At 68.9% G+C, this 26,167-nt stretch carries 21 protein-coding genes; 14 read left to right on the forward strand and 7 right to left on the reverse strand.

Going from position 1 to position 26,167, the window contains the following annotated elements; translation table 11 throughout:
• Positions 1–261: 261 nt before the first annotated feature.
• Complete coding sequence (locus ACLIN4_RS17445; RefSeq protein ID WP_411575988.1) at positions 262–1,599, forward strand: MATE family efflux transporter; 1,338 nt, start codon at positions 262–264, stop codon at positions 1,597–1,599.
• Positions 1,600–1,752: 153 nt separating this feature from the next.
• Here ACLIN4_RS17445 and rplI read toward each other — a convergent pair whose 3' ends face one another.
• From rplI to rpsF, 4 genes are all read right to left on the reverse strand, one after another.
• Positions 1,753–2,199, reverse strand: a complete 447-nt coding sequence (gene rplI / locus ACLIN4_RS17450; RefSeq protein WP_003975023.1) for a 50S ribosomal protein L9 — start codon at positions 2,197–2,199, stop codon at positions 1,753–1,755.
• Positions 2,200–2,217: 18 nt separating this feature from the next.
• The gene (rpsR, locus tag ACLIN4_RS17455) at positions 2,218–2,454 is read right to left on the reverse strand and encodes a 30S ribosomal protein S18 (RefSeq protein WP_003949403.1); all 237 of its coding nucleotides are present in this window, start codon (positions 2,452–2,454) and stop codon (positions 2,218–2,220) included.
• A gap of 42 nt (positions 2,455–2,496) precedes the next feature.
• A complete protein-coding gene (locus ACLIN4_RS17460; protein ID WP_043382521.1) occupies positions 2,497–3,087 on the reverse strand; it encodes a single-stranded DNA-binding protein in 591 nt (196 codons plus the stop codon).
• Positions 3,088–3,163: 76 nt separating this feature from the next.
• A complete protein-coding gene (gene rpsF, locus ACLIN4_RS17465) occupies positions 3,164–3,454 on the reverse strand; it encodes a 30S ribosomal protein S6 (RefSeq protein WP_003975025.1) in 291 nt (96 codons plus the stop codon).
• Between the two features lie 276 nt (positions 3,455–3,730).
• Between rpsF and ACLIN4_RS17470 the strand changes: the two genes are divergently transcribed.
• The 3 genes from ACLIN4_RS17470 to ACLIN4_RS17480 all read left to right on the forward strand — a co-directional run bounded on the left by ACLIN4_RS17470 (position 3,731) and on the right by ACLIN4_RS17480 (position 6,396).
• Positions 3,731–4,036: a hypothetical protein gene (locus ACLIN4_RS17470; protein WP_107478068.1), complete on the forward strand. Its 306-nt coding sequence runs from the start codon at positions 3,731–3,733 to the stop codon at positions 4,034–4,036.
• Positions 4,037–4,185: 149 nt separating this feature from the next.
• Positions 4,186–5,307 carry a peptidoglycan bridge formation glycyltransferase FemX gene (gene femX / locus ACLIN4_RS17475; protein ID WP_100049528.1) on the forward strand — a complete coding sequence of 374 codons (1,122 nt, stop codon included), beginning with the start codon at positions 4,186–4,188 and terminating at the stop codon, positions 5,305–5,307.
• A gap of 57 nt (positions 5,308–5,364) precedes the next feature.
• A complete protein-coding gene (locus ACLIN4_RS17480; RefSeq protein ID WP_100049527.1) occupies positions 5,365–6,396 on the forward strand; it encodes an alanine racemase in 1,032 nt (343 codons plus the stop codon).
• 49 nt (positions 6,397–6,445) lie between these two features.
• Here the strand turns inward: ACLIN4_RS17480 and ACLIN4_RS17485 are convergent, their stop codons facing one another.
• Positions 6,446–7,954 (reverse strand): glycosyltransferase family 87 protein, encoded by a 1,509-nt coding sequence (locus ACLIN4_RS17485; protein ID WP_411575989.1) that lies wholly within the window; start codon positions 7,952–7,954, stop codon positions 6,446–6,448.
• Between the two features lie 120 nt (positions 7,955–8,074).
• A complete protein-coding gene (locus ACLIN4_RS17490; protein WP_107478066.1) occupies positions 8,075–10,453 on the reverse strand; it encodes a transglycosylase domain-containing protein in 2,379 nt (792 codons plus the stop codon).
• Between the two features lie 664 nt (positions 10,454–11,117).
• On the opposite strand from ACLIN4_RS17490, the gene ACLIN4_RS17495 reads away from it, so the two are divergent.
• From ACLIN4_RS17495 to ACLIN4_RS17510, 4 genes are all read left to right on the forward strand, one after another.
• On the forward strand, positions 11,118–11,795 hold the full coding sequence (locus ACLIN4_RS17495; protein WP_100049572.1) for a PadR family transcriptional regulator: 678 nt from the start codon (positions 11,118–11,120) through the stop codon (positions 11,793–11,795).
• 44 nt (positions 11,796–11,839) lie between these two features.
• The gene (locus tag ACLIN4_RS17500) at positions 11,840–12,922 is read left to right on the forward strand and encodes an inositol-3-phosphate synthase (RefSeq protein WP_100049573.1); all 1,083 of its coding nucleotides are present in this window, start codon (positions 11,840–11,842) and stop codon (positions 12,920–12,922) included.
• A gap of 78 nt (positions 12,923–13,000) precedes the next feature.
• Positions 13,001–14,260 (forward strand): MFS transporter, encoded by a 1,260-nt coding sequence (locus tag ACLIN4_RS17505; protein WP_100049574.1) that lies wholly within the window; start codon positions 13,001–13,003, stop codon positions 14,258–14,260.
• A 122-nt stretch (positions 14,261–14,382) separates the two neighbouring features.
• Entirely contained in the window at positions 14,383–14,877 is a 495-nt protein-coding gene (locus ACLIN4_RS17510; protein ID WP_411575990.1) for an LppU/SCO3897 family protein, read from the forward strand.
• 63 nt (positions 14,878–14,940) lie between these two features.
• On the opposite strand, the gene ACLIN4_RS17515 is transcribed toward ACLIN4_RS17510, so the two are convergent.
• Entirely contained in the window at positions 14,941–16,410 is a 1,470-nt protein-coding gene (locus tag ACLIN4_RS17515) for a CCA tRNA nucleotidyltransferase (RefSeq protein ID WP_107478064.1), read from the reverse strand.
• 225 nt (positions 16,411–16,635) lie between these two features.
• On the opposite strand from ACLIN4_RS17515, the gene ACLIN4_RS17520 reads away from it, so the two are divergent.
• The 6 genes from ACLIN4_RS17520 to trxB all read left to right on the forward strand — a co-directional run bounded on the left by ACLIN4_RS17520 (position 16,636) and on the right by trxB (position 26,132).
• A complete protein-coding gene (locus tag ACLIN4_RS17520; protein WP_411575991.1) occupies positions 16,636–19,032 on the forward strand; it encodes a DUF6049 family protein in 2,397 nt (798 codons plus the stop codon).
• A 44-nt stretch (positions 19,033–19,076) separates the two neighbouring features.
• The gene (gene murJ / locus ACLIN4_RS17525) at positions 19,077–21,515 is read left to right on the forward strand and encodes a murein biosynthesis integral membrane protein MurJ (RefSeq protein WP_307652472.1); all 2,439 of its coding nucleotides are present in this window, start codon (positions 19,077–19,079) and stop codon (positions 21,513–21,515) included.
• Between the two features lie 139 nt (positions 21,516–21,654).
• Positions 21,655–23,370, forward strand: coding sequence for a protein kinase family protein (locus ACLIN4_RS17530; protein WP_107478061.1), 1,716 nt, complete (start codon positions 21,655–21,657; stop codon positions 23,368–23,370).
• 29 nt (positions 23,371–23,399) lie between these two features.
• Positions 23,400–24,143 (forward strand): RNA polymerase sigma factor SigM, encoded by a 744-nt coding sequence (gene sigM / locus ACLIN4_RS17535; protein WP_107478060.1) that lies wholly within the window; start codon positions 23,400–23,402, stop codon positions 24,141–24,143.
• Positions 24,140–25,012 (forward strand): anti-sigma factor family protein, encoded by an 873-nt coding sequence (locus tag ACLIN4_RS17540; RefSeq protein ID WP_179342479.1) that lies wholly within the window; start codon positions 24,140–24,142, stop codon positions 25,010–25,012. The genes sigM and ACLIN4_RS17540 overlap by 4 nt, the downstream gene beginning before the upstream one ends.
• 151 nt (positions 25,013–25,163) lie before the next feature.
• The gene (gene trxB, locus ACLIN4_RS17545) at positions 25,164–26,132 is read left to right on the forward strand and encodes a thioredoxin-disulfide reductase (RefSeq protein WP_107478059.1); all 969 of its coding nucleotides are present in this window, start codon (positions 25,164–25,166) and stop codon (positions 26,130–26,132) included.
• Positions 26,133–26,167 lie beyond the last annotated feature (35 nt).

The raw sequence follows: 26,167 nt of genomic DNA on the forward strand, positions 1-26,167 counted from the left end.
TGGACGACGGGCCAGATGCTGTGGAGAACTCCCCGAAACCTGTGCACGACCCGGTGGACAGCCCTGTGAACAAGCCCTCGCGCCATCTTGATAAACCCTGCTGACCTGCACATTCATCGTCCACGTCCTGTGCAGAAGAAAAACTTTGCCAGTCAGATCAAGATCGCTTCGAACCGCGCTCCGAAGTGCGCCCGACGGGGCAGCAGGTAAGGGTCCCAAAAGCTTTGCATCTCTTACCTGTGGACGATTAGATTGGTGCTCATGACACAGGCTTCCGAGCGCTCCCGGACCGTCCGGCGCCGGCACGACCGAGAGATCATCGCGCTGGCCGTCCCGGCCTTCGGCGCGCTCGTCGCCGAGCCCCTCTTCGTCATGGCCGACAGTGCGATCGTCGGCCACCTCGGCACCGCACAGCTCGCCGGACTCGGCATCGCCTCCGCACTGCTGACCACCGCCGTCAGCGTCTTCGTCTTCCTCGCCTACGCCACCACGGCGGCCGTGTCCCGCCGCGTCGGCGCCGGCGACCTGCAAACCGCGATCCGCCAGGGCATGGACGGCATCTGGCTGGCGCTGCTGCTGGGCGCCGCGGTCATCGCCGTCGTCCTGCCGACCGCCCCCTCCCTCGTGGAACTCTTCGGCGCCTCCGACACCGCGGCCCCGTACGCCATCACATATCTGAGGATCTCCGCTCTCGGCATCCCCGCCATGCTCGTCGTGCTGGCCGCGACCGGTGTCCTACGGGGTCTGCAGAACACCCGGACCCCGCTCTACGTGGCCGTGGCCGGCTTCGTCGCCAACGCCGTCCTCAACGTCGTGCTCGTCTACGGCGCCGGCCTCGGCATCGCCGGCTCCGCCTGGGGCACCGTCATCGCCCAGTGCGGCATGGCAGCGGTGTACCTGTGGGTGGTGATCCGTGGAGCGCACCGGCACGGTGCCTCCCTCCGGCCTGACATCGCCGGCATCAGAGCCTCGGCCCAGGCAGGGGTCCCGCTGCTCGTGCGTACGCTCTCGCTGCGGGCCATTCTCATGATCGCCACCGCCGTGGCGGCACGCCTCGGCGACGCCGACATCGCGGCCCACCAGATCATCCTGTCCCTGTGGAGCCTGCTCGCCTTCGCCCTCGACGCCATCGCGATCGCCGGGCAGGCCATCATCGGACGCTACCTGGGAGCCGGTGACGCCCAGGGTGCCCGCGCCGCCTGCCGCAGAATGGTGGAGTGGGGCGTCGCGGTCGGAGTCGTCCTCGGCCTGCTCGTGGTGCTGTCCCGCCCGGCGTTCCTGCCCCTGTTCACCGGTGACTCCGCGGTCAAGGAGGCCGCCCTCCCCGCGCTGGTGATCGTCGCTGTCTCGCAGCCGGTCTGCGGAGTGGTCTACGTCCTGGACGGCGTACTGATGGGTGCCGGCGACGGCCCTTACCTCGCCTGGGCCATGCTGCTCACCTTGGCCGTCTTCACCCCGGCGGCCCTGCTCGTCCCGACGTTCGGCGGCGGACTCACCGCACTGTGGGCGTCCATGACGCTGATGATGGCAATGCGACTGGTGACGCTGTGGCTGCGCACCCGGTCGGGGCGCTGGGTCGTCACAGGCGCGACGCGCTGAGTGTCCCGTGTGAACCATCCCGTTTCACGTGAAACATGGTGCTTCAAGTACGTGAAACATGGTGCTCCCAGTAAAGGACGACCGATCAAAGATGGGGCCGCATCCCCACTCGGGAGATGCGGCCCCATCTCATCGCTTCAGCGAGAGCGAAGCTCAGGCAGCGACGACCTCGATGCTGACCTTGGCGTCAACCTCGGGGTGCAGACGCACGGACGTCTCGTGAGCGCCCAGGGTCTTGATCGGCGAGCCCAGCTCGATGCGGCGCTTGTCGACCTCGGGACCACCGGCGGCCTTGATCGCCGAGGCGACGTCGGCCGGGGTGACGGAACCGAAGAGACGACCGGCGTCGCCGGAGCGGACAGCCAGACGGACCTTCACACCCTCGAGCTGGGCCTTCACCTGGTTGGCCTGCTCGATGGTCTGGATCTCGTGGATCTTGCGAGCACGACGGATCTGCTCGACGTCCTTCTCGCCACCCTTGGTCCAGCGGATAGCGAACTTCCGCGGGATCAGGTAGTTGCGAGCGTAACCGTCCTTGACGTCGACGACGTCGCCCGCGGCACCGAGGCCGGAGACCTCGTGGGTGAGGATGATCTTCATGAGTCGGTCACCCTTCCCTTATCGCGCGGTGGAGGTGTAGGGCAGCAGCGCCATCTCACGGCTGTTCTTCACGGCCGTGGCGACGTCACGCTGGTGCTGGGTGCAGTTGCCGGTCACGCGGCGGGCACGGATCTTGCCACGGTCGGAAATGAACTTCCGCAGCATGTTCGTGTCCTTGTAGTCCACGTACGTGACCTTGTCCTTGCAGAACGCGCAGACCTTCTTCTTCGGCTTGCGCACAGGCGGCTTAGCCATGATGTTTCTCCTGTGTGATCAAGAAGTGTGGGTGGAGCCCGCCTAGAAGGGGGGCTCGTCCGAGTAGCCGCCACCGCCGCCGGAGCCTCCGCCCCAGCCGCCGCCGCCCTGGCCGCCGCCCTGCGGGCCGCCGGCGGGAGCGCCGGTCGCCCAGGGGTCGTCGGCCGGAGCGCCGCCGCCCTGCTGGCCACCGCCGGGGCCGCCGCCCCAGCCGCCGCCACCCTGGCCGCCACCGCCGCCGTAACCGCCCTGGCCTCCGCGGCCCTGGCCCGAGGTCTTGGTGACCTTGGCCGTGGCACTGCGCAGGCTGGCGCCGACCTCGTCGACGTCCAGCTCGTAGACCGTGCGCTTGACGCCCTCACGGTCCTCGTAGGACCGCTGCTTCAGCCGGCCCTGCACGATGACGCGCATGCCTCGCTGGAGCGACTCGGCGACGTTCTCCGCCGCCTGGCGCCAGACCGAGCAGGTCAGGAAGAGGCTTTCGCCGTCCTTCCACTCGTTCGTCTGGCGGTCGAAGGTGCGGGGAGTCGACGCGACACGGAACTTCGCGACGGCCGCACCGGACGGGGTGAAGCGCAGCTCGGGGTCATCGACAAGATTGCCGATGACCGTGATGACGGTCTCGCCTGCCATGGGGGAACCTCTCGGCGGGTTTGCTGCTGGCTGCTTGTGCTGCTACTCGAATCCCGGGATCGGCTGAGCGGAAGGCTCAGTGCATCTCGGGACGGAGGACCTTGGTCCGGAGGACCGACTCGTTCAGGTTCATCTGGCGGTCGAGCTCCTTGACGACCGCAGGCTCGGCCTGCAGGTCGATGACCGAGTAGATGCCCTCGGGCTTCTTCTTGATCTCGTACGAGAGACGACGACGGCCCCAGGTGTCGACCTTCTCGACCTTTCCGCCGCCGTCACGGACGACAGAGAGGAAGTTCTCGATCAGCGGGGAGACAGAGCGCTCCTCGAGATCGGGGTCGAGGATGACCATCACCTCGTAGTGACGCATGTGGAACCCACCTCCTTTGGACTCAGCGGCCACGGTCGTTCCGTGGCAGGAGGGTTGCGATGCGTTGGCACCGGCATCAACGAGTAAACCAGGACCCACTGACAATCGGGCTTCCTCCGAGGAGGCGGCCCGGCCGTGGACGGCAACAGACACCAGTGCAGAAGGTACAGAGTACCCGGCCACCGGCTTGCGGTTGAAATCCGGCCGTGAGGGGACACAATCGGTACTCAGCGGATGTGAGGGCGAAGACACACTGCCGTTGGCAGGAGGTTCCCCATGGCACAGATCATGCGACCCGCCAAGCCCCGGACCGGCTTGCTGGCCACTGACGGAAAACCGCACCCCCTCCAGGACACGCTGCTGGCGGTGACGCTGGTGCTGGGAGTGCTGGCGCTGGCCACCGCGAGTTTCCGCGGGCTCCACATCCTGACCTCCTGGGCAGGGCTGCTGGGGGTCCTGACCGGCGGATACGGCCAGCTCATCTCCGCGACGACGCGTGAGCGCTTCGGTCTGGTGCTGGGCCTCGGGGCTTCCGCGCTCGGTCTGTTCTTCGGCATTCACCACGGCGGCCTCTTCGGCTGAGTACCGGCCGCCGTCGGCCTGTCGGACACGTCGTTCCGCCCGCCTTCCCCCCGTACGCCGGACGGGGCGCTCACAGGGCGCAGTAGGCTTCGCGCGAGAGCCGGAGCCCCTGTACCCATGGGGACACACCAGCCCGAGGAGCGCCCCGAATGACCCTGACCCTGAGGACCATCAGTCGCGAGCAGCATCTGGCCTACATCCAGAGCCTGCCGGCGGCGAGTCACATGCAGGTCCCGGCCTGGGCGGACGTGAAGGCGGAGTGGCGCTCCGAGAACCTCGGCTGGTTCGACGACCGGACCGGTCAGCTGGTCGGTGTGGGTCTGGTCCTCTACCGGCAGCTCCCCAAGATCAAGCGCTACCTCGCCTACCTCCCCGAGGGCCCGGTCATCAACTGGTTCGCGCCGAACCTCCAGGACTGGATGGAGCCGATGCTGGCGCACCTGAAGCAGCAGGGCGCCTTCTCGGTGAAGATGGGCCCGCCGGTGATCATCCGGCGCTGGGACGCCGCGTCCATCAAGAAGGGCATCCAGGACCCCGACGTCAAGCGCCTGCGCGACATAGAGGCCGACCACATCGAGCCGCGCGCGTTCGAGGTGGCCGACAAGCTCCGCCGCATGGGCTGGCAGCAGGGCGAGGACGGCGGCGCGGGCTTCGGAGACGTGCAGCCCCGCTACGTCTTCCAGGTGCCGCTGGCCAACCGCTCCCTGGAAGAGGTCCACAAGAACTTCAACCAGCTGTGGCGCCGCAACATCAAGAAGGCCGAGAAGGCCGGCGTCGAGGTGGTCCAGGGTGGTTACCACGACCTCGAGGAGTGGCAGCGCCTGTACGAGATCACGGCGGTGCGCGACCACTTCCGGCCGCGTCCGCTGTCGTACTTCCAGCGCATGTGGGCGGCCCTCAACAACGAGGACCCCAACCGCATGCGGCTGTACTTCGCCCGGCACAACGGCGTGAACCTGTCGGCGGCGACCATGCTGGTCGTCGGCGGGCACGTCTGGTACTCCTACGGCGCCTCCGACAACATCGGCCGTGAGGTCCGGCCCTCGAACGCCATGCAGTGGGCGATGCTCCGCGACGCCTACGCGCTGGGCGCCACCGTCTACGACCTGCGCGGTATCTCCGACTCGCTGGACGAGAGCGACCACCTCTTCGGCCTGATCCAGTTCAAGGTCGGCACGGGCGGGCAGGCGGCCGAGTACCTCGGCGAGTGGGACTTCCCGTTGAACAAGCTTCTCCACAAGGCGCTCGACATCTACATGTCGCGCCGCTGAACCACCGCACCCTCACCCGCACCTCTGACAGCCACGAGAAAGGTTCCAGGTCCGGCCATGGCGCTCACCCTCTACGTCGACACCGCGCGCTGGCGGGCGCACCACAAGCACGTGCAGGAGCAGTTCCCCGGGCTGGTCCCGGTCTGCAAGGGCAACGGCTACGGCTTCGGGCACGAGCGGCTGGCGGAGGAGGCCACGCGGCTGGGCTCGGACGTACTGGCCGTCGGCACCACGTACGAGGCCGCCCGGATCAAGGACTACTTCGGGGGCGACCTGCTGGTGCTGACCCCCTACCGGCGCGGTGAGGAGCCCGTTCCGCTGCCCGACCGTGTCGTGCGCTCGGTGTCGTCCGTGGACGGCGTGTACGGCCTCGTGGGCGCGCGTGTGGTGATCGAGGTGATGTCCTCGATGAAGCGGCACGGCATCAGCGAGCAGGACCTGCCGCAGTTGCACGCCGCCATAGAGAACGTCCGGCTGGAGGGTTTCGCCATCCACCTGCCCCTGGACCGCACCGACGGCTCGGACGCCGTCGAGGAGGTCATCGGCTGGATGGACCGGTTGCGCGCGGCGCGGCTCCCGCTGCACACGATGTTCGTCAGCCACCTCAAGGCGGACGAGCTGGCGCGCCTCCAGCAGCAGTTCCCGCAGACTCGCTTCCGGGCCCGGATCGGCACCCGGCTGTGGCTGGGGGACCACGAGGCCACCGAGTACCGCGGCGCGGTCCTGGACGTCACGCGCGTGGCCAAGGGGGAGCGCTTCGGCTACCGGCAGCAGAAGGCGGCCTCCGACGGCTTCCTGGTGGTCGTGGCGGGCGGTACCTCGCACGGAGTGGGCCTGGAAGCCCCGAAGGCGCTGCACGGCGTCATGCCGCGGGCCAAGGGCGTCGCCCGGGCCGGCCTCGCGACGGTCAACCGGAATCTCTCGCCGTTCGTCTGGGGCGGCAAGCAGCGTTGGTTCGCGGAGCCGCCGCACATGCAGGTCTCCATCCTGTTCGTGCCCTCGGACGCCCCGGAGCCCACGGTCGGTGACGAGTTGGTGGCCCATCTGCGGCACACCACCACGCAGTTCGACCGCATTCTCGACCGCTAGCGAGAAGGCCGTACACGGTTCCTCCGTGTACGGCCTTCTGTGCGTTCGCTCAGAGCGAACCACCTGTCTGACGACTCGCGCCCCACTGCACCTGTGGCCCTTCGAAGTTGGCCGCGTGCTGCCCGGTCTGCGCCGCGGGTCCCAGGGCGAAGACGTCCGGCGCACCGTCGAGCACCCCGCCCGATGGGTCGTCGTCGCCCGTCCGCCGGACCGGGTCCCGGTCCGGCATCAGGATGTCGCGGACGACCATCGCGCACAGGAACAACGTTCCCAGCAGGTGTACGCCGATGGCCCAGTGATAGCCGTCCGTCGGCAGGCCCTTGTGGGCATCACCGCTGGTCGTGTAGGCGAGGTACATCCAGATGCCCAGGAAGTACGCGACCTCGCACACCTGCCAGATCAGGAAGTCACGCCACTTCGGCCGGGCCAGCGCGGCCAGCGGAACCAGCCAGAGCACGTACTGCGGCGAGTAGACCTTGTTCGTGAGGATGAACGCCGCGACGATCAGGAACGCGAGCTGAGCGAACCGCGGGCGCCGAGGGGCCGTGAGGGCGAGCCCCGCGATCGCGCCGCAGCACAGCAGCATCAGGAGCGTGGCGAGGGTGTTGACGGTCTCGGTACTGGGCGGGTTGTCGGAGTTGTGGACCAGGATCAGCCAGAAGGAGCCGAAGTCGACGCCCCGTTCCTGGCTGAACGTGTAGAACTTCGACCAGCCGTCGAAGGCGAAGAGCATCACCGGCAGGTTCACCCCGAGCCAGGCGACCGCCGCACCTCCCAGCGCCTTCCCGAACTCCCGCCATCTGCCGGCGCGCCAGCACAGCACCAGCAGCGGCCCAAGGATCAGGAAGGGATAGAGCTTGGCGGCCGTGGCGAGGCCCAGCAGTACCCCGAAGGCCACCGGCCACCTCCGGGACCACATCAGGATGGCGGCGGACGTCAGGGCGACCGCCAGCAGGTCCCAGTTGATGGTGGCGGTCAGGGCGAAGGCGGGCGCGAGGGCGACCAGCAGACCGTCCCAGGGACGCCGGGCGTGGGTGCGGGTCACGCAGACGGCGATGACGGCCGCACACACCATGAGCATCCCGGCGTTGACCATCCAGTACCACTGTTCCTGGTGCTGGATGGAGCCGCTGCCGGGGGTGAGCCAGGACGCGACCTCCATGAACACTCCGGTCAGCACCGGGTACTCGAGGTACTCCATGTCGCCGGGAAGCTTGTCGAAGTACGGCACCAGGCCGTCGACGAACCCGCGCCCCTGGTACAGGTGCGGGATGTCCGAGTAGCAAGCGTGCGTGTACTGCGAACTGGCACCGAAGAACCATGCTCCGTTGTAACAGGGGGCCTTCTGGACCAGGCCGAGGGCGAACACACCGATCGCCACGAGTGCGATCACCCGCACAGGCGTCCACCAGGACGCCCCGAGGACGGCCCGTCGGCCGACCGGGCCGCCGATCAGCTCACTACCGGCCGCGGCGACGGCGTCCTCCCTGGTCGGCCGCACCGAGTCCGGGTCGCGCACGCTCGCTGGCGTCGATTCTGCACTGGGCATGGGGCACATCCTGCCGTACGCGTCTGGGAAAAGGCCGGGGCCGCCGCACCCTCGTCGGTGCGGCGGCCCCTGTTTCACGTGAAACGTGTGGGTGTTTCACGTGAAACACCCATGCGGTGCATTCTGTGGCTAGCCGTTCGGTCCCGCGAAGAGGCCACCGTTCTGATTGCCTCTGCTGTCGTCCTCTTCGCCTGTGGGACTGGGTGACGTCGAGGGCGACGGACTGGTGCCCACGCCTCCCGAATCGTTGCCGGCGCTGTCATTGCCACCGTTGTCCCCGGTGTCGCAATTCCACTCCCAGACGCCACAGGTGTCACTCGGTGAGGGCGAAGGACTGGTGGTCTCGCTCTGGCTCGGCGACGGAGACGGAGACGGACTCGTCTCCTCCTCGCTCTGAGAGGGCGAAGGAGTCGGGCTCGGCGGCGGGGCGTCGTTGACGACCTCCCCGATGGGCTCCGGCTTCGGGAACTTCTGCGGCTTGGTGCCCTTCAGCGCGTCCTCCATGTAGTCCTTCCAGATGATGGAGGGGAACGACGCACCGTGGATCTGCTTCTGGCCACCCGTTCCGTACATCTCCAGGAACGTACGGTTCTTGATGGTCTCGTCGTCCGGATAGCGGAACATGCTGATGGCGGTCGACAACTGCGGGGTGTAGCCGACGAACCACGCGGACTTGTTTCCGTCGGTGGTACCGGTCTTGCCGGCCACCTCACGACCGGGCAGCTGAGCGTTCGAACCCGTACCGTCCTCGACGACGGTCTTCAGGACATCGGTCACGTTGTCCGCGACCTGCGCGGTGAATGCCTGCTTGGTCTCGACCTTGTGCGTGAAGATCGTGCCGTCCTTGCTCGTCACCTTGGTGACCGAGAAGGGATCACGTTGCTTCCCGCTCTCCGCGAAGGTGGCGTACGAACCCGCCATACGGATCGCGCTGGGGTCGGAGATGCCGAGGGAGAAGGACGGGTAGGACGTACCCGCCAGGCTGTCCTTGAGGAGTCCGGAGTCGACGGCGGCTTCCTCCACCTTGTCGAGGCCGACATCCATGCCGAGCTGTACGTAGGCCGAGTTGACCGACTCCCGCATGGCCTCCCGGAGGTCGATCATGTAGTCGGGCGCCTCACCGACCGACAGCTCACCGTCATTCTCCTGGAGCCACTGCTCGCCCTTCTCGTTCTTCCAGACCGTCCCGTCGTATTCCTTGACCTTGAAGTCGTTCTCGCCGCTGTAGAGGCTCCGCGGCGAGACGACGGTTCGTGCGTCCTGCGCCTGGGTCGGGGGGCCTTCGGGGTCTCGCACACCCCACTTCATCGCCGCCGCGAGCACATAGGGCTTGAACGTCGAACCGACCTGGGCACCGGTCACGTCCGCGTTGTTGGTGAAGTGCTTGGTCGCGTCCTCACCGCCGTAGATGGCCTTGATCGCCCCGGTCTCAGGGTCGACGGACGCCCCGCCGAACTGGACGTGGGTGTCCTTCTCAGGCCGCTTCTTCGGGTCGATGTTCTCCTTGTAGACCTTCTGGACCGCCTTCTCGAGATCCTCGACCTTCTTCTTGTCGAAGGTCGTGTAGATCGAGTAGCCGCCCCTCTCCAGCTGCTGCTCCGTCACCACGCCGTTCTTGACCACGGAGGACTTGGCGAGCCTGACGAGGTAGCCGATCTGCCCGCCCAGCTGCGAGTTCGACTGCGGGTTCTTCACCTCGGGGAGATCGGGGAACTTCGCCCTGTCCTCCTGGCTCAGATGCCCGTACTCGACCATCTTGTCGAGCGTGTCCTGCATCTGCCGCTGAGCCCGCTCACGGTTGGCCTCCGGAGTCGCGGCCGGGTCGATCGAGGTCGCTCCCGCGGGGTCGTAGTAGGTGGCGCCCTTGAGCGTCGCCGACAGGAAGGCGCACTGGCCGGGGTTGAGGTCGACCGCGTCCACGTTGAAGTAGGCTCGGGCCGCCGCCTGGATGCCGTAGGCGCCACGGCCGTAGTACGCCGAGTTCAGATAGCCCTCGAGGATCTTGTCCTTCGGCTCCTCGGCGCCGACCTTGATCGAGACGAAGATCTCCTTGACCTTGCGGGAGATGGTCTGCGACTGGTCGTTCAGCATCGCGTTCTTCACGTACTGCTGGGTGATGGTGGAGCCACCCTGCGTGTCGCCCCCCCTGGCCATGTTGAACACGGCACGGGCGATGCCCTTGGGGTCGATGCCGCTGTCGGAGTAGAAGGTCTTGTTCTCCTGGGAGATGACGGCGTTGCGCATCGCCTCGGGAATCTGCGGGAGGCTCACGATCTGGCGGTTCCGTTCACCGCCCGTGGCGACCATCTGCGAGCCGTCGGCCCAGTAGTAGACGTTGTTCTGGGCCGTAGCGGTCTTGTCCAGATCAGGAACCTGCACCATGGCGTAGGCGAGGCCCGCGGCAGCCACCCCGGTGCCGAAGAAGCCGATGAACAGGCCTGTGACGAGCTTCCAGGAGGGCATCCAGCGGCGCCACCCGTCCTTGTCGTGGCGCGGGTAGTCGATCAACCGCTTCCTGCCGGACGCGACCGCACGGCCCCGCCCGGGTCCTGCCGTGCCGCCGGGGGCGGCCCGCCGGCCACCGCGACCGGGATCGGCCGCTCTGCGACGGCCGCCTCCACTCCGCTGTGCCGCGCGCCTGGCTTCGGCCCGGCTCCCGTACGGACGCTCCTCGCCCTCCTGGCCGTACGAGCCGGACGGAGACCCTGTGGCGCCCCGCGGTGCCGCGCGGCGGCCGGAGGACGAGCCGGACTGGCCGCGTCGGGCCGCGGCACGTCCGCCTCCCTGCGGCTGCGGCGGTTTGCGACGGTGCTCGCTCATCGAACGACTACTCCTCGGGCAGGCGCACCTTTGCGCGCCTGGAAAAGGCGGCTGGTTTCCGGTCCCCCCGAAGTACGGATGCGGTCCCTTCCGCATTCACCCGTACTGCACCAGGGACAGGGACGCCCCCAGACGTCACTCGGTTCCCGGTGGTCTGCATGGCGCACAGACTACGCACCGCCAAAACCCCCGAGCCCCGAAGTTCATCTCAAATCAGGCAACTTGCTCGTGATGAAACCCTGATGTGATCCCGTTCACCGGTCCCCCTCTTGTCGCGCACGGAAGCTCGTTCTATCGTGCTGATGTATCGAGTCGATACATCAGCGCGGCATAAGGACGAGAGGAGGCGACGATGAGCCGGCGTTCCGGCATCCTCGAGTTCGCCGTACTCGGCCTGCTCCGCGAATCCCCGATGCACGGCTACGAGCTGCGCAAACGGCTCAACACATCACTGGGTGTGTTCCGGGCGTTCAGCTACGGGACGCTCTACCCCTGCCTCAAGACGCTGGTCGCCAACGGCTGGTTGATCGAGGAACCGGGGAACGTCGGCGAGGCCGCCGCATCCCTCACGGGACGCCGCGCCAAGATCGTCTACCGGTTGACGGCCGACGGTAAGGAACACTTCGAGCAGCTCCTCTCACAGACGGGCCCGGACGCGTACGAGGACGAGACCTTCGCCGCTCGCTTCGCGTTCTTCGGCCAGACGTCGCGTGACGTGCGCATGCGCGTTCTCGAGGGCCGGCGCAGCCGGCTGGAGGAGCGCCTGGAGAAGATGCGGGCCTCTCTGGCCCGCACCCGGGAGCGACTCGACGACTACACGCTCGAGCTCCAGCGCCACGGAATGGAGTCCGTGGAGCGCGAGGTGCGCTGGCTGAACGAGCTCATCGAGAGCGAGCGGGCGGGGCGGGACCTTCGGGGTTCCGCTTCGGAGGGGACCGCTCAACAGGACACGACATCTGGAGCGACGGGCGGCCTGCCCCGGCCCGGGGACGACCCCAGGCCGGATACGCCCGGCGACACCGCCACGTGAGAGCCCAGTCAGGGCCTCACTCGTACACACAGGGAGCAACCGGAATGGGTTCGGTTCGCGTAGCCATCGTCGGTGTGGGCAACTGCGCCGCATCGCTGGTGCAGGGCGTCGAGTACTACAAGGACGCCGACCCGGCGGCCAAGGTCCCGGGCCTGATGCACGTGCAGTTCGGCGACTACCACGTCCGCGACATCGAGTTCGTCGCCGCCTTCGACGTGGACGCCAAGAAGGTCGGCCTGGACCTGGCGGACGCCATCGGCGCCTCCGAGAACAACACCATCAAGATCTGCGACGTGCCGAACAGCGGCGTCCAGGTCCAGCGCGGCCACACCCTCGACGGTCTCGGCAAGTACTACCGCGAGACCATCGAAGAGTCCGCCGAGGAGCCGGCCGACATCGTCCAGGTCCTCAAGGACAAGCAGGTCGACGTCCTCGTCTGCTACCTGCCCGTCGGCTCCGAGGACGCGGCGAAGTACTACGCCCAGTGCGCCATCGACGCCAAGGTCGCCTTCGTCAACGCCCTCCCGGTCTTCATCGCCGGCACCAAGGAGTGGGCGGACAAGTTCACCGAGGCGGGCGTCCCGATCGTCGGCGACGACATCAAGTCGCAGGTCGGCGCCACCATCACGCACCGCGTGATGGCGAAGCTCTTCGAGGACCGGGGCGTCGTCCTGGACCGCACGATGCAGCTGAACGTCGGCGGCAACATGGACTTCAAGAACATGCTCGAGCGCGACCGCCTCGAGTCGAAGAAGATCTCCAAGACGCAGGCCGTCACCTCCCAGATCCCCGACCGGGACATGGGCGAGAAGAACGTCCACATCGGCCCGTCCGACTACGTCGCGTGGCTCGACGACCGCAAGTGGGCCTACGTCCGCCTCGAGGGCCGCGCCTTCGGTGACGTCCCGCTGAACCTGGAGTACAAGCTCGAGGTCTGGGACTCCCCGAACTCCGCCGGTGTCATCATCGACGCCCTGCGCGCCGCGAAGATCGCCAAGGACCGTGGCATCGGCGGCCCGATCCTGTCGGCGTCGAGCTACTTCATGAAGTCCCCGCCGGTCCAGTACTTCGACGACGAGGCCCGTGCCAACGTCGAGAAGTTCATCGCCGGCGAGGTCGAGCGCTGAACGGACACGGACTGAGGTCCGTAGGAGGTCCCCGGGTCGCGTGCCCCGGGGACCTTCCCGTATGTGAGGCTGTGCCCCATGGCCGTCGTCCGTGACCTGCGCGTCCTGCTGCGTCTGAAGGGCTTCCGGCGCCTGCTCGCCGTGCGCCTTCTCTCCCAGGGCGCCGACGGCGTCTACCAGGTCGCGCTGGCCACCTACGTCGTCTTCTCCCCGGAGAAGCAGACCTCGCCGGCCGCGATCGCCTCCGCGATGGCGGTCCTGCTGCTCCCCTACTCCCTGGTGGGCCCCTTCGCCGGCGCCCTGCTGGACCGCTGGCGCCGCCGCCAGGTCTTCCTGTACGGCAACCTGCTGCGCGCCGCGCTGGCCTCGGTGACGGCGGTCCTGATGATCGCCTCCGTCCCGGACTGGCTCTTCTACGTCTCCGCGCTCTGCGTCACCGCCGTCAACCGCTTCGTCCTCGCGGGCCTTTCCGCCGCGCTGCCGCGCGTGGTCGACGCCGAGCGCCTGGTGATCGCCAACTCGCTCTCCCCGACCGCCGGCACCCTGGCCGCCACGGCGGGCGGCGGGCTCGCCTTCGTCGTCCGCCTCGTGGTGGCGGACTCCGACGCCGCCGTGGTGCTGCTCGGGGCGGCTCTGTATCTGTGCGGGGCGCTCGCATCACTGTGCATCGCGGTGGAGCTGCTGGGGCCCGACCGCACGCAGGCACCGCGGCTGGCATCGGCGCTCGCCGTCACCGCCCGCGATCTGGTGGCGGGGGTACGTCACCTGGCCGCGCCCGCGCGCCGGGAGGCTGCCTGGTCGCTCGCGGGCATGACGCTGATGCGGTTCTGCTACGGCGCGCTGCTGGTCATGCTGCTGATGCTGTGCCGCTACTCCCTGACTTCGGACACGGACGAGGGGCTCGCCCTGCTGGGGCTGGCGCTGGGTGTCTCCGGTGCGGGCTTCTTCGCCGCCGCCGTGCTCACCCCCTGGGCCGCGGGACGGCTCGGCCCCGGCCGCTGGATGGCCGTGTGCGCGGGGGCCGCCACCGTACTGGTGCCGGCGCTCGGCCTTCCGTTCGCCACGGGTCCGCTGCTCGTCGCGGCGTTCGTCCTCGGGCTGACCACCCAGGGGGCGAAGATCGCCACGGACACGGTGGTGCAGTCCTCGGTCGACGACGCCTTCCGCGGCCGGATCTTTTCCGTCTACGACGTGCTGTTCAACGTCGCCTTCGTCGGCGCCGCCGGAGTGGCCGCTCTGATGCTGCCGCCGGACGGCCGCTCGATCGCGCTGATCGTGACAGTCGCCGTGGTCTACGGAGCGGTTGCGGTGGCTATGACCCGGTTCGAGAGGCAGTAAGTGTCACATCAGTGCCACGAAGCCACACTGGGCTACAGAGATGTCAGTGGGGAGCGATAGCTTACGTGCGTCTTATCCGCGACATGTTCGCGTCACGCACCTATCTCTTCAGGGGGAACCCAGTGACCACTCCGCCGCCCCAGGGCAACCCGTTCACGCAGGGCCAGCCGCCCGCTCCGCAGCAGACCCAGGGCATGAACCCGTACGCGCAGGGCCAGCAGGGCTTCCCGCAGCAGGCAGGCCAGCCGGGGTTCCCCCCGCCCGGCGCCCCCGTTCCGCCGCCCTCCCGCTCCAACCGGTTCAAGAAGAAGCTGCTGAGCATCGTCGGCGTCATCGTGGTGGCCGCCGCGATCGGCGGGGTCAAGTGGTACCTGGGGCAGTCGGACGCCGAGAGCACCGCGGTGGGCGACTGCATGCACAACGAGGGCACGCAGATCAGCCCGGAGCTCAAGACGGTCGACTGCTCCTCGGGTGACGCGGAGTTCGAGGTGGTCGAGAAGTTCGACAACACCAGCGACGACAGCAAGTGCGAGGCGGTCAAGGAAGCGACGATCGCCTACTACCAGACTGGCAGCAGCAGCCACAAGGTGGTCCTCTGCCTCAAGGAAGTGAAGTAGGACCCTCAACCGGGCACGAAAAGCGGTCATGTTTCACGTGAAACATGACCCGCTCTCGCATTCTCACCGCTCCTGCGCGGCCCACCACTCCTTGAGTGCCGCCACCGCGGCGTCGTGCTCCATCGGCCCGTTCTCCAGGCGCAGCTCCAGCAGATGCTTGTACGCCTGACCCACGGCCGGCCCGGGGCTGATACCGAGGATCTCCATGACCTGGTTGCCGTCCAGGTCCGGACGGATCGCGTCCAGCTCCTCCTGCTCCTTGAGCTGTGCGATCCGTTCCTCCAGGCCGTCGTAGGCACGCGAGAGCGCCGACGCCTTGCGCTTGTTGCGGGTCGTGCAGTCCGAGCGGGTCAGCTTGTGCAGCCGGTCCAGCAGCGGACCGGCGTCCCGGACGTACCGGCGGACCGCGGAGTCCGTCCACTCGCCCGTGCCGTAGCCGTGGAAACGCAGGTGCAGCTCGACCAGGCGCGAGACGTCCTTCACCAGCTCGTTGGAGTACTTGAGCGCGGTCATGCGCCTCTTCGTCATCTTCGCCCCGACCACTTCGTGGTGGTGGAACGAGACCCGACCGTCCTTCTCGAAGCGGCGCGTGCGCGGCTTGCCGATGTCGTGCAGCAGTGCGGCCAGCCGGAGGGTGAGGTCGGGACCCTCGGTCTCCAGGGCCATCGCCTGTTCCAGAACGATCAGCGTGTGGTCGTAGACGTCCTTGTGCCGGTGATGCTCGTCCCGCTCCAGACGCAGGGCCGGCAGCTCGGGAAGGACGTGCTCGGCCAGCCCGGTCTCCACCAGCAGGGACAGTCCCTTGCGGGGGTGGGGGGAGAGGATGAGCTTGTTCAGCTCGTCCCGGACCCGCTCGGCCGAGACGATGTCGATACGCCCGGCCATGTCCGTCATGGCCTTCACGACCTCCGGTGCCACCTCGAAGTCGAGCTGAGCGGCGAACCGGGCCGCCCGCATCATCCGGAGCGGGTCGTCCGAGAAGGACTCCTCGGGCGTGCCGGGGGTGCGCAGGACACGGGCGGCGAGGTCCTCCAGCCCGCCGTGCGGGTCGATGAACTCCTTCTCCGGCAGCGCGACGGCCATCGCGTTCACCGTGAAGTCGCGCCGGACCAGGTCGTCCTCGATGGAGTCGCCGTACGACACCTCCGGCTTGCGCGAGGTGCGGTCGTACGCCTCCGACCGGTAGGTGGTCACCTCGATCTGCCAGGTCCGGTCAGCGTCTCCGACGCGGGCGGCCTTCTGCGCCCCGACCGTGCCGAAGGCGATCCCGACGTCCCAGACCGCGTCCGCCCAGGGCTTCATGATCTTCAGTACGTCCTGGGGGCGGGCGTCGGTCGTGAAGTCCAGGTCGTTGCCGAGCCGGCCGAGCAACGCGTCCCGCACCGAGCCGCCGACCAGGGCGAGAGAGAACCCGGCCTCCTGGAAACGGCGGGCGAGGTCGTCGGCGACAGGGGCGACCCGCAGCAGTTCACTCACCGCTCGGCGCTGCTCCTGGCTGGGGGCACTGGGGTTGGCTTCCTTGGCGTTCGGCACAACAGAAAAGGGTACGTGGCCCGCGCGGCCGCCCGCGCCCCGATTGATCTCGCACCGAATACCCCTCTTCAGCGTCCGTCCCCTTATAGGCGCACATACGGGGCGGCCGCGCTCGGTGGCGGATCTTGTGGCGTACGTCGCGGCACTTACCCTCAGCGCGCATCGTTACCATGCGTGGACGCACATTCCGACGACCGCTGACGATGACGAGGGACGGGCGAGCGCGTGGCCGAGGCGGCAGACTTCCAGGGGACCAGTCCCTCACCTGCCCGCCGGTGGCTACGGCGTACCACGGCGCTGGTCGCGGGTGCGCCGCTGCTGGCCGGCCTGGTCCAGCTGCCGGCCGCGGGCTCGGCCCACGCCGCGGGGCAGCCCGCCGCGAAGGCCGACGGCGATGCGGGGTCCGTGGCCGTCGCCGTGGACTCGCTCACCCCTTCGGCGCCCACCGACGGCGACACGGTGACGGTGTCCGGCACCGTGACCAACAACGGCAAGCAGACCGTCACCGACGCCCACGTGGGTCTGCGCCTGGGACCGGAGATCGACACCCGGTCGGCCGTGGACGCGATCGCCAAGGACGGTGACGATCTCCAGGGTTCCATCGCCCCGGAGATCGACGACAAGTACACGGAGAAGTTCTCCAAGCTCACCCCCGGCGTCGCCGAGCACTTCAACATCTCCGTTCCGGTCGACGACCTGGAACTCGGTGATGACGGTGTCTACGAATTCGCCGTCTCCCTCTCCGGGGAGACGTCCTCCCAGCCGTGGGAGCGGGTCCTGGGCATCCAGCGGACCTTCCTCCCCTGGCAGCCCGACGAGGCCGGCACCACGACGAAGACAACGGCCCTGTGGCCGCTCGTCTCCACCACGCACATGGCCGCCGAGACCGGGGCGAACGAGGAGCAGACGCCGGTCTTCCTCGACGACGACCTGGCCAAGGAGATCTCCCCCGGGGGACGCCTCAACCAGATGGTGACGCTCGGCAAGGACCTCGACGTCACCTGGGTCGTCGATCCCGACCTGCTGGCCTCGGTCGACGCGATGACGGGCAGCTACAGCGTCCGGGACGGGGACAAGACGGTCGCCGGCACCCACCAGGACGTGGCCAAGCAGTGGCTCGCGGACGTGCAGGACGCGGTGGCCGACAAGGAGGTGATCTCCCTCCCCTTCGCCGACCCGGACCTGGCCTCCCTGGCCCACAACGGCACCGGCGTCACCGGCTCCCTGAGCCAGCTCAAGAGCGCCACAGACGTCATCCACAACACGGTCGATCCGATCCTGCACGTGAAGCCGAGCACGGACTTCGCCTGGCCCGTGGACGGCGCGATCGACCGGTCCATCGTCAAGGTCGCCACCTCGGCGGGCGCCGACAAGGTGATCGCCCGCAGCGACAGCCTCCGGGAGACCGACGGCCTGCCCTACACGCCCTCCGCGGCCCGCCCCATCGGCGGCGGCACGACGGCCGTCGTCGCGGACTCCCGGCTGTCCACGGCCTTCGAGGGTGACCTGTCGACGGCCTCCGCGTCGACGCTCGCGGTGCAGCGGTTCCTCGCCCAGAGCCTCGCTCTGAACCACCAGGTCGGCAAGGAGCGCAGCGTCGTCGTCGCCCCGCAGCGGATGCCCTCCGGCAGCCAGGCCCGCGCGATGGCAGAGGCTCTGCGAGCACTGCAGAGCGGCACCTGGTCCGAGTCCCAGAAGCTGTCGGCGGCCGCCACGGCGAAGCCGGACCCGGACGCCACCACGAAGGTCCCGGGGGCCTCCGCCTACCCCGCCGCCCTGCGCAAGCAGGAGCTGCCCCCGTCGGCGTTCGCACAGATCGCGCGCACCCAGGACACGCTCGACAACTTCCAGGTCGTCCTGTCCGACCCGTCCCGGGTGGTGACCCCCTTCGGGCGCGCGCTGAACCGGGAGATGTCCGCGTCCTGGCGCGGCCGAGCCGCCGAGGCGACGTCCTTCCGTACCGGGGTCAAGGAGTACCTCGACGGTCTGACCGGCCGGGTCAGACTGATCGACAAGTCGGAGACGAAGCTCTCCGGCCGCAGCGCGACGATCCCGGTGACGGTGCAGAACAACCTGGTGCAGGACGTCGGGCCCCTGGTCCTGCGGCTCACCTCCACGAACCCGACCCGTCTGGAGATCGGCGGCGCCGACTACGAGGAGCAGCCGATCTCGGTCTCCGGCGGCCACAGCCAGTCGGTGAAGTTCACCACGTCGGCCAACGCCAACGGCCGGGCGACGGTGATCGCCCAGCTGTACACGACGGACGGGCGCGCGTACGGCGATCCCGTCACCTTCGACGTCAAGGTCACCGAGATCACGGCCACCGTGATGCTGGTCATCGGCGGCGGCGTCCTGCTGCTCGTCCTGGCCGGCTTCCGGATGTACACCCAGCGCAAGCGGGCCGCGGCCCGCGACGCCGAGAAGAGCGAGAACGGTGACGCGGGGACCGCCGAGGGCCCCGAGGACGGTCCGGAGAACCCGGAAGGCCCCGGCGAGCGTCCCGATGATGAGTCCGGGGCGCGTCCCCGGGCAGGCGACCCGGAGCAGCCGAGTGACCCGACACCGGACACCGCAGCGGAAAGCGCCGACCCGTCCGGCACGGGTGAGAGAGTGGACCGTTGAGGATGTCGTGGCCGGTGGGCCCGGGACGATGAGGTGGGGTAACCATGAACGCGCCGTACGACGGTGACCGCGGTCGGGCCGCGGACGGCTCGGGTCACCCCGAGGGTCCGCCGTCCGACCCCGGACAGACACCGCCGCAGCCGCACGCGGACATGTACCTCCAGGACGCCTACGACCAGGATCCCTACCGGGCGCACGACCTCTCCGCCCAGGACCCGGTCTCCGAAGCGCTCTACGACCGCGCCGCGCACCCGCCACCGCCGCCGGGCACCCACCCGCCGCAGCAGCCGCTGTACTCCCAGCCCTCCCAATCGCCCTACGCCCCCGACCCACGCGTCTGGGCCCAGACCCCGGCCCCCGAGCCGGAGGGCCCGACGCAGTACCTGCCCTACGGTGACGACCCGCGCACCACTCAGTTCGTCGGCGTCGACGACCTGGTCACCCAGGCCGGCGAGCAGCGCCACGAGCCGGACGCCTTCGCCCACCTGTTCCGCGACCAGCAGCAGGGCGGCGGTCACCCCTCGTACGACGACCACGCCTCCGTCCCCGCCCCCGCCCCGGCACCGGGCCAGTACGGTGGTGCACCCGGGCAGCAGCCGGGCCAGTACGGCGCCCCGCAGGGGCCCGCCCCGTACGGGAACGCTCCGGCACCCGGGCAGTACGGCGGGCAGCCTGGGCAGTACGGCGGACAACCCGGCCAGTACGGCGGGCAACCGCCGGCGTACGGTCAGCAGCACGCGGCGCCCGCTCCGGGCCAGTACGCGGTGGCTCCCACTCCGGAAGCGGCCGAGGCCCCTCTCCAGGAGCCCGAGCCCGCACCCGCGGCCGCACCGGCCGCCGCCCCGAGGAAGGGCGGACGGGCGGGCGGTCTGCTGAAGTCGAGCGCCGTGATGGCGGCGGGCACGATGGTGTCGCGACTGACGGGATTCATCCGGTCGGCGCTGATCGTCTCCGCGCTGGGCGTCGGCCTGCTCGGCGACACCTTCCAGGTCGCCTACCAGCTACCGACGATGATCTACATCCTGACCGTCGGCGGCGGTCTCAACTCGGTCTTCGTACCGCAGCTCGTGCGGGCGATGAAGGAGGACGAGGACGGTGGCGAGGCCTTTGCCAACCGCCTGCTGACCCTCGTCATGGTGGCCCTCGGCGTGCTCACCGTGATCACGGTCTTCGCCGCGCCCCTGCTGATCCGGCTCCTGTCCAACCCCGTGGCCAGCGACCCGGCCGCCAACGAGGTCGGCATCACCTTCGTCCGCTACTTCCTGCCCTCGATCTTCTTCATGGGCCTCCACGTGGTGATGGGGCAGGTCCTCAACGCCCGCGGCAGGTTCGGCGCGATGATGTGGACCCCGGTCCTGAACAACATCGTCATCATCGTGACCCTGGCGATGTTCATCTGGGTGTACGGCACCGCGGAGACCTCCGGCATGAAGGTCACGAGCATCCCGCCGGAGGGCGAGCGACTGCTCGGCATCGGGGTCCTGCTGGGCCTCGTCGTGCAGGCCCTGGCCATGATCCCCTACCTGCGCGAGACGGGCTTCCGGATCCGGCCGCGCTTCGACTGGAAGGGTCACGGTCTCGGCAAGGCCGTCACCCTCGCCAAGTGGACGGTCCTGTTCGTCCTCGCCAACCAGGCGGGCGCCATGATCGTCATCCAGCTCTCCACGGCCGCCGGCAAGGCGTCGCCCGTCGACGGCACCGGCTTCGCCGCCTACGCCAACGCGCAGCTGATCTGGGGTCTGCCCCAGGCCATCATCACCGTCTCCCTGATGGCCGCTCTGCTGCCCCGCATCTCCCGCTCGGCGTCCGAGAACGACGGCGGCGCGGTCCGGGACGACATTTCCCAGGGCCTGCGCACCACAGCCGTCGCCATCGTTCCAGTCTCCTTCGGCTTCGTCGCCCTCGGCATCCCGATGTGCACGCTCATGTTCGGCTCCTCGGGCACGAGCGAAGCCACCAACATGGGCTACATGCTGATGGCCTTCGGCCTCGGCCTCATCCCGTACTCCGTCCAGTACGTCGTCCTGCGCGCCTTCTACGCCTACGAGGACACCCGGACGCCCTTCTACAACACCGTCATCGTGGCCGTGGTCAACGCCGCGGCCTCCGGACTGTGTTACCTCCTGCTACCGTCGCGCTGGGCCGTCGTCGGCATGGCCGCCTCCTACGGCCTCGCCTACGTGATCGGTGTCGGCGTCGCCTGGCGCAGGCTGCGCAAGCGGCTCGGCGGGGACCTGGACGGCGCACGGGTGCTGCGGACGTACGCGCGGCTGTGCATCGCGTCCGTGCCGGCCGCCCTGATCAGCGGCGCGGCCTGCTACGCGGTCAGCCGTGCGCTCGGCCAGGACGCTCTCGGATCGCTCGCAGCGCTGCTGGCCGGGGGTGTGCTGCTGTTCGGCGTCTTCTTCGTCGCCGCCCGCCGCATGCGCATCGAGGAAGTCAACTCACTGGTCGGCATGGTGCGCGGACGCCTGGGACGCTGAGGGCTGGGGTAGGCGCACAACCATCGTTCACCGCCGTGTGTCGTGCATAGCGGCGGACTGTGGGCACAATTGGGTTCGGCGTCGGACCGCGCGCATCGGGAGCCGGTCGGCGCGCATCGAATGGGGAGGCAGAACGACGGTGGCGGAACGGAGCACAGCTGCCGTCGACGTGGCAGACAACAGCGGTGACGAGCCGCTGACCGCACAGGCGGACCAGTCCACGGCCGACGGGGTGGCCAACAACCGGGAGCGGGACACGGACAGCGACGAGGCACAGGGGAGCCCGAAGAGCGAGGATTCCGGCAAGGCCTCGCCTCCCGAACTGCACAGCGGGCACAAACTCGCCAGACGCTACCGCCTCGAGGAGTGCGTCACCCGTCTGGACGGCTTCAGCAGTTGGCGGGCCGTCGACGAGAAGCTCCGCCGCGCCGTCGGAGTCCACCTCCTCCCTGCGGACCACACCCGCGCCCGCTCCGTGCTGGCCGCGGCCCGTTCCTCCGCCCTGCTCGGTGATCCCCGCTTCGTCCAGGTCCTCGACGCCGTCGAGGACAACGACCTGGTCTACGTCGTCCACGAGTGGCTCCCCGACGCCACCGAGCTGACCGCGCTGCTCGCCTCCGGTCCGCTGGAGGCTTACGACGCCTACCAGATGGTCAGTCAGGTCGCGTCCGCCATGGCGGCGGCCCACCGCGAGGGTCTCGCCCACCTGCGTCTGAGCCCCAACGCGGTGCTGCGGACCTCGACCGGCCAGTGGCGGATCCGCGGGCTCGCCGTCAACGCCGCTCTGCGCGGCATCAGTTCGGAGACGCCTCAGCGCACCGACACCGAGGCCATCGGTGCCCTGCTGTACGCCGCGCTCACCCAGCGCTGGCCCTACGAGACCGACGCACACGGTCTGGCGGGGCTGCCCAAGGACATCGGGCTGATTCCGCCGGACCAGGTACGTGCGGGAGTCCACCGCGGCCTGTCCGAGCTCGCCATGCGTGCCCTCGCCAATGACGGCGCCACCGCCTCCCGCCACGAGTCCCCGTGCACCACGCCGGAGGAACTGGTGAAGGCGATCGGCGAGATGCCCCGCATCCGCCCGCCGGAGCCGGCGTACACCGCCCCGCCCGAGTACCAGCGCACCGCCTACCAGCAGGGCGCCTACGGCCGCCCGACACCGCGTCCCGGTGCCACCCGGCCGGTACCGACTCCGCCGCCTCCGCTGCAGAGCCGCACCGGCAGGGCGCTGAAGTGGAGCGTCTCCGCTCTGCTGATCGCCGCGCTCGGTCTGGGCAGCTGGCAGCTGGCGGACGCGCTGATGGAGCGCGGGGGCAAGGCCGACGACCAGAACCAGACGCAGACGACGGACGGCGACGACAAGAACGGCGAGCAGCCCCGTCCGGTGAAGCCCATCGCGGTCCAGGGTGCCCAGGAGTTCGTCGCCAAGGGCGACGCACAGCACCCGGCCGACGTCGGCAAGACGTACGACGGCGATACCGCGACCCTCTGGCGGACGAACAGCTTCTACGAGGGCCCGGTCATCGGCCCGTTCAAGCCCGGCGTCGGCATCGTCTATGACCTCGGTTCGGCCAAGGAGCTGTCGACGGCGGACATAGGGCTCTTCTACAGCGGCGACCACACGACGGTGGAGCTGTACGCCGCAGACTCCTTGCAGCCCTCGTCGATCGACGCGATGCGGAAGATCGGCACGGTCACCACGAGCGGAACCAACGCGACGGTCAAGCTCACCAAGCCGGTGAAGACGCAGTACGTCCTCGTGTGGCTCACCGCCCTGCCCCACGCACCTGGCGACAAGTACAGCGACCCCGGTTACAAGCAGGCCATCACCGACGTGACGTTCAAGGGCTGAGAGCCAGCCGGCTGAAGGAAGGGGGTCCAATGGCAGACGGCACCGCCTACGGCGACGTCAGCGACCGGGATCTCCTCACCCGCCATGTGGAGGGCGACCCCGATGCCTTCGGCGAGCTCGTCCGGCGCCATCGCGACCGTCTCTGGGCCGTGGCCCTGCGGACGCTGGGTGACCGCGAGGAAGCCGCCGACGCCGTCCAGGACGCCTTGGTCTCCGCCTACCGGGCCGCGCACACCTTCCGCGGGCAGGCCGCCGTGACGACCTGGCTGCACCGGATCACGGTGAACGCCTGTCTGGACCGCGCCCGCAAAGCCGCCTCCCGGAAAACCGCTCCCGTCGACGACACCGAGCGCCTGGAGCAGCTCCTGGAGCCGCACGAGTCGGCGTCGGCCCCCGCCGAGCGCAACGACCTGCACCGCCAGCTCCTGGAGGCCCTGGGCACCCTGCCGGCCGACCAGCGGGCGGCACTCGTCCTGGTGGACATGCAGGGCTACCCCGTCGCGGAGGCGGCCCGGATCCTGGATGTGCCGACCGGCACCGTCAAGAGCCGCTGTGCCCGTGGCAGAGCCAGACTCCTGCCGCTGCTGACACACCTGCGTCCGGACGGCAGCGGCGAGAGCAGGAAGGCCGGCCAGGACAGGAAGCCCAGCGACGAACGGAACCGGACTCAGGGGACATCCGTCCCACCGGCAGCGGGACCGCGCCGTGCGGGTCCGTCGGACGCAGGACCGAGCGATTCAGCCGCAGTGAAGGGCGGAGGTGGACGAACGTGACGTCGTCGACGACAGACCTGACCGGACACCCGGACGTCGCGGAGATCTCCGACCTCGCCGAGGGCCTGCTCCCTCCGTCACGGACCTCGGACGTACGACGGCATCTGGAGACCTGCGAGCTCTGTGCGGACGTCTACGCATCACTGGAGGAGCTCCAGGGCCTGCTCGGCACACTGCCCGGCCCGACTCGGATGCCCGATGACGTGGCCGACCGTATCGACGCCGCCCTGGCCGCCGAGGCGGCGCTGAGCTCAACCGGCGACCACGACGGCGCGCGTGTTTCACGTGAAACATCGGCATCCACGGACCGCCCTGCCGGAAACGCCCGTCCCTCGTCCACCGGCCCGGGCCGCAAGGAACGCCGACGAGGCGGACGCCGCAGGATCGCCGTACTCGGCGCCGTTGCAGCTGCCGCGACCCTTGGGCTCGGCTCCGTCATCGTCTCGTCCCTCACCGGTGGTGACCGGGCCGACGACACCGCCCATGGGCAGCAGACCGCGCTCGCGGACACCTTCTCCGAGGGGAAGCTCAAGGAGCAGGTCTCCGGACTCATCTCCGACGAGCAGGGCACCCGAAACGGGCCGCGCACGCCGCGCAGCTTCGGCATGGAGTCCGAGACCGGCGCCGAGAACCATGTCTTCAAGCAGCCGACGGTCCCCGAGTGCGTCCGGCAGGGCATCGGTCGTGACGATGCGGCCCTCGCCACGAAGGAGGGCGTCTACAAAGGCAAGGAAGCGCTGCTCGTGGTGCTGCCCGATGCCTCCAATGACAGCCGGGTCACCGCCTACATCGTCGAGTCGGCATGTGTGGACCAGCCCACCGTCAGCAAGGCCAAGGTCCTGCTGAAGCACTCCTACGCACGCTCCTGAACGCTCACCCAGTCCTCGTCCGACGTGTGTCTGCCGTGTGCCCGGACACAGCGGGAATGCGCGCCCCTTAGGATCCGTTGGGTGGGGTGAGAGCTCCGAGAGAAGCTCCACCCCGCCCTGAAGACGCAGTCCAGAGACGAGGAATGAAGCCGTGAGCGACGTCCGAAACGTGATCATCATCGGCTCCGGGCCCGCCGGCTACACGGCGGCGCTCTACACCGCGCGCGCGTCGCTGAAGCCGCTGGTGTTCGAGGGCGCCGTCACCGCGGGCGGCGCGCTGATGAACACCACCGAGGTGGAGAACTTCCCGGGCTTCCAGGACGGCATCATGGGCCCCGAGCTCATGGACAACATGCGTGCCCAGGCGGAGCGCTTCGGCGCCGAGCTGATCCCGGACGATGTCGTCGCCGTCGACCTGACCGGCGAGATCAAGACCGTCACCGACACCGCGGGCACGGTCCACCAGGCGAAGTCCGTGATCGTCACCACCGGCTCCCAGCACCGCAAGCTCGGCCTGCCGAACGAGGACGCCCTCTCCGGCCGTGGCGTGTCGTGGTGCGCGACCTGCGACGGCTTCTTCTTCAAGGACCAGGACATCGCCGTGATCGGCGGCGGTGACACCGCGATGGAGGAGGCCACGTTCCTCTCCCGCTTCGCCAAGTCCGTGACGATCGTCCACCGCCGTGACACCTTGCGTGCCTCCAAGGCGATGCAGGAGCGCGCCTTCGCCGACCCCAAGATCAGTTTCGTCTGGGACAGCGAGGTCGCCGAGGTCCAGGGCGACCAGAAGCTGTCCGGCCTGAAGCTGCGCAACGTCAAGACCGGCGAGCTCTCGGACCTGCCGGTGACCGGCCTGTTCATCGCGATCGGCCACGACCCGCGCACCGAGCTCTTCAAGGGACAGCTCGACCTGGACCCGGAGGGCTACCTGAAGGTCGAAGCCCCTTCGACCCGCACCAACCTCACCGGTGTCTTCGCCGCTGGTGACGTGGTCGACCACACCTACCGCCAGGCGATCACCGCCGCCGGTACCGGCTGCTCCGCCGCCCTCGACGCCGAGCGCTTCCTCGCTGCGCTCACCGACGAGGACAAGGCCGAGCCCGAGAAGACCGCCGTCTGACCTTCACCCACCCCACGCACCAACCAGTTAAGGAG

Source organism: Streptomyces mutabilis, from assembly GCF_046628145.1.
Classification (GTDB): Bacteria; Actinomycetota; Actinomycetes; order Streptomycetales; family Streptomycetaceae; genus Streptomyces; species Streptomyces mutabilis.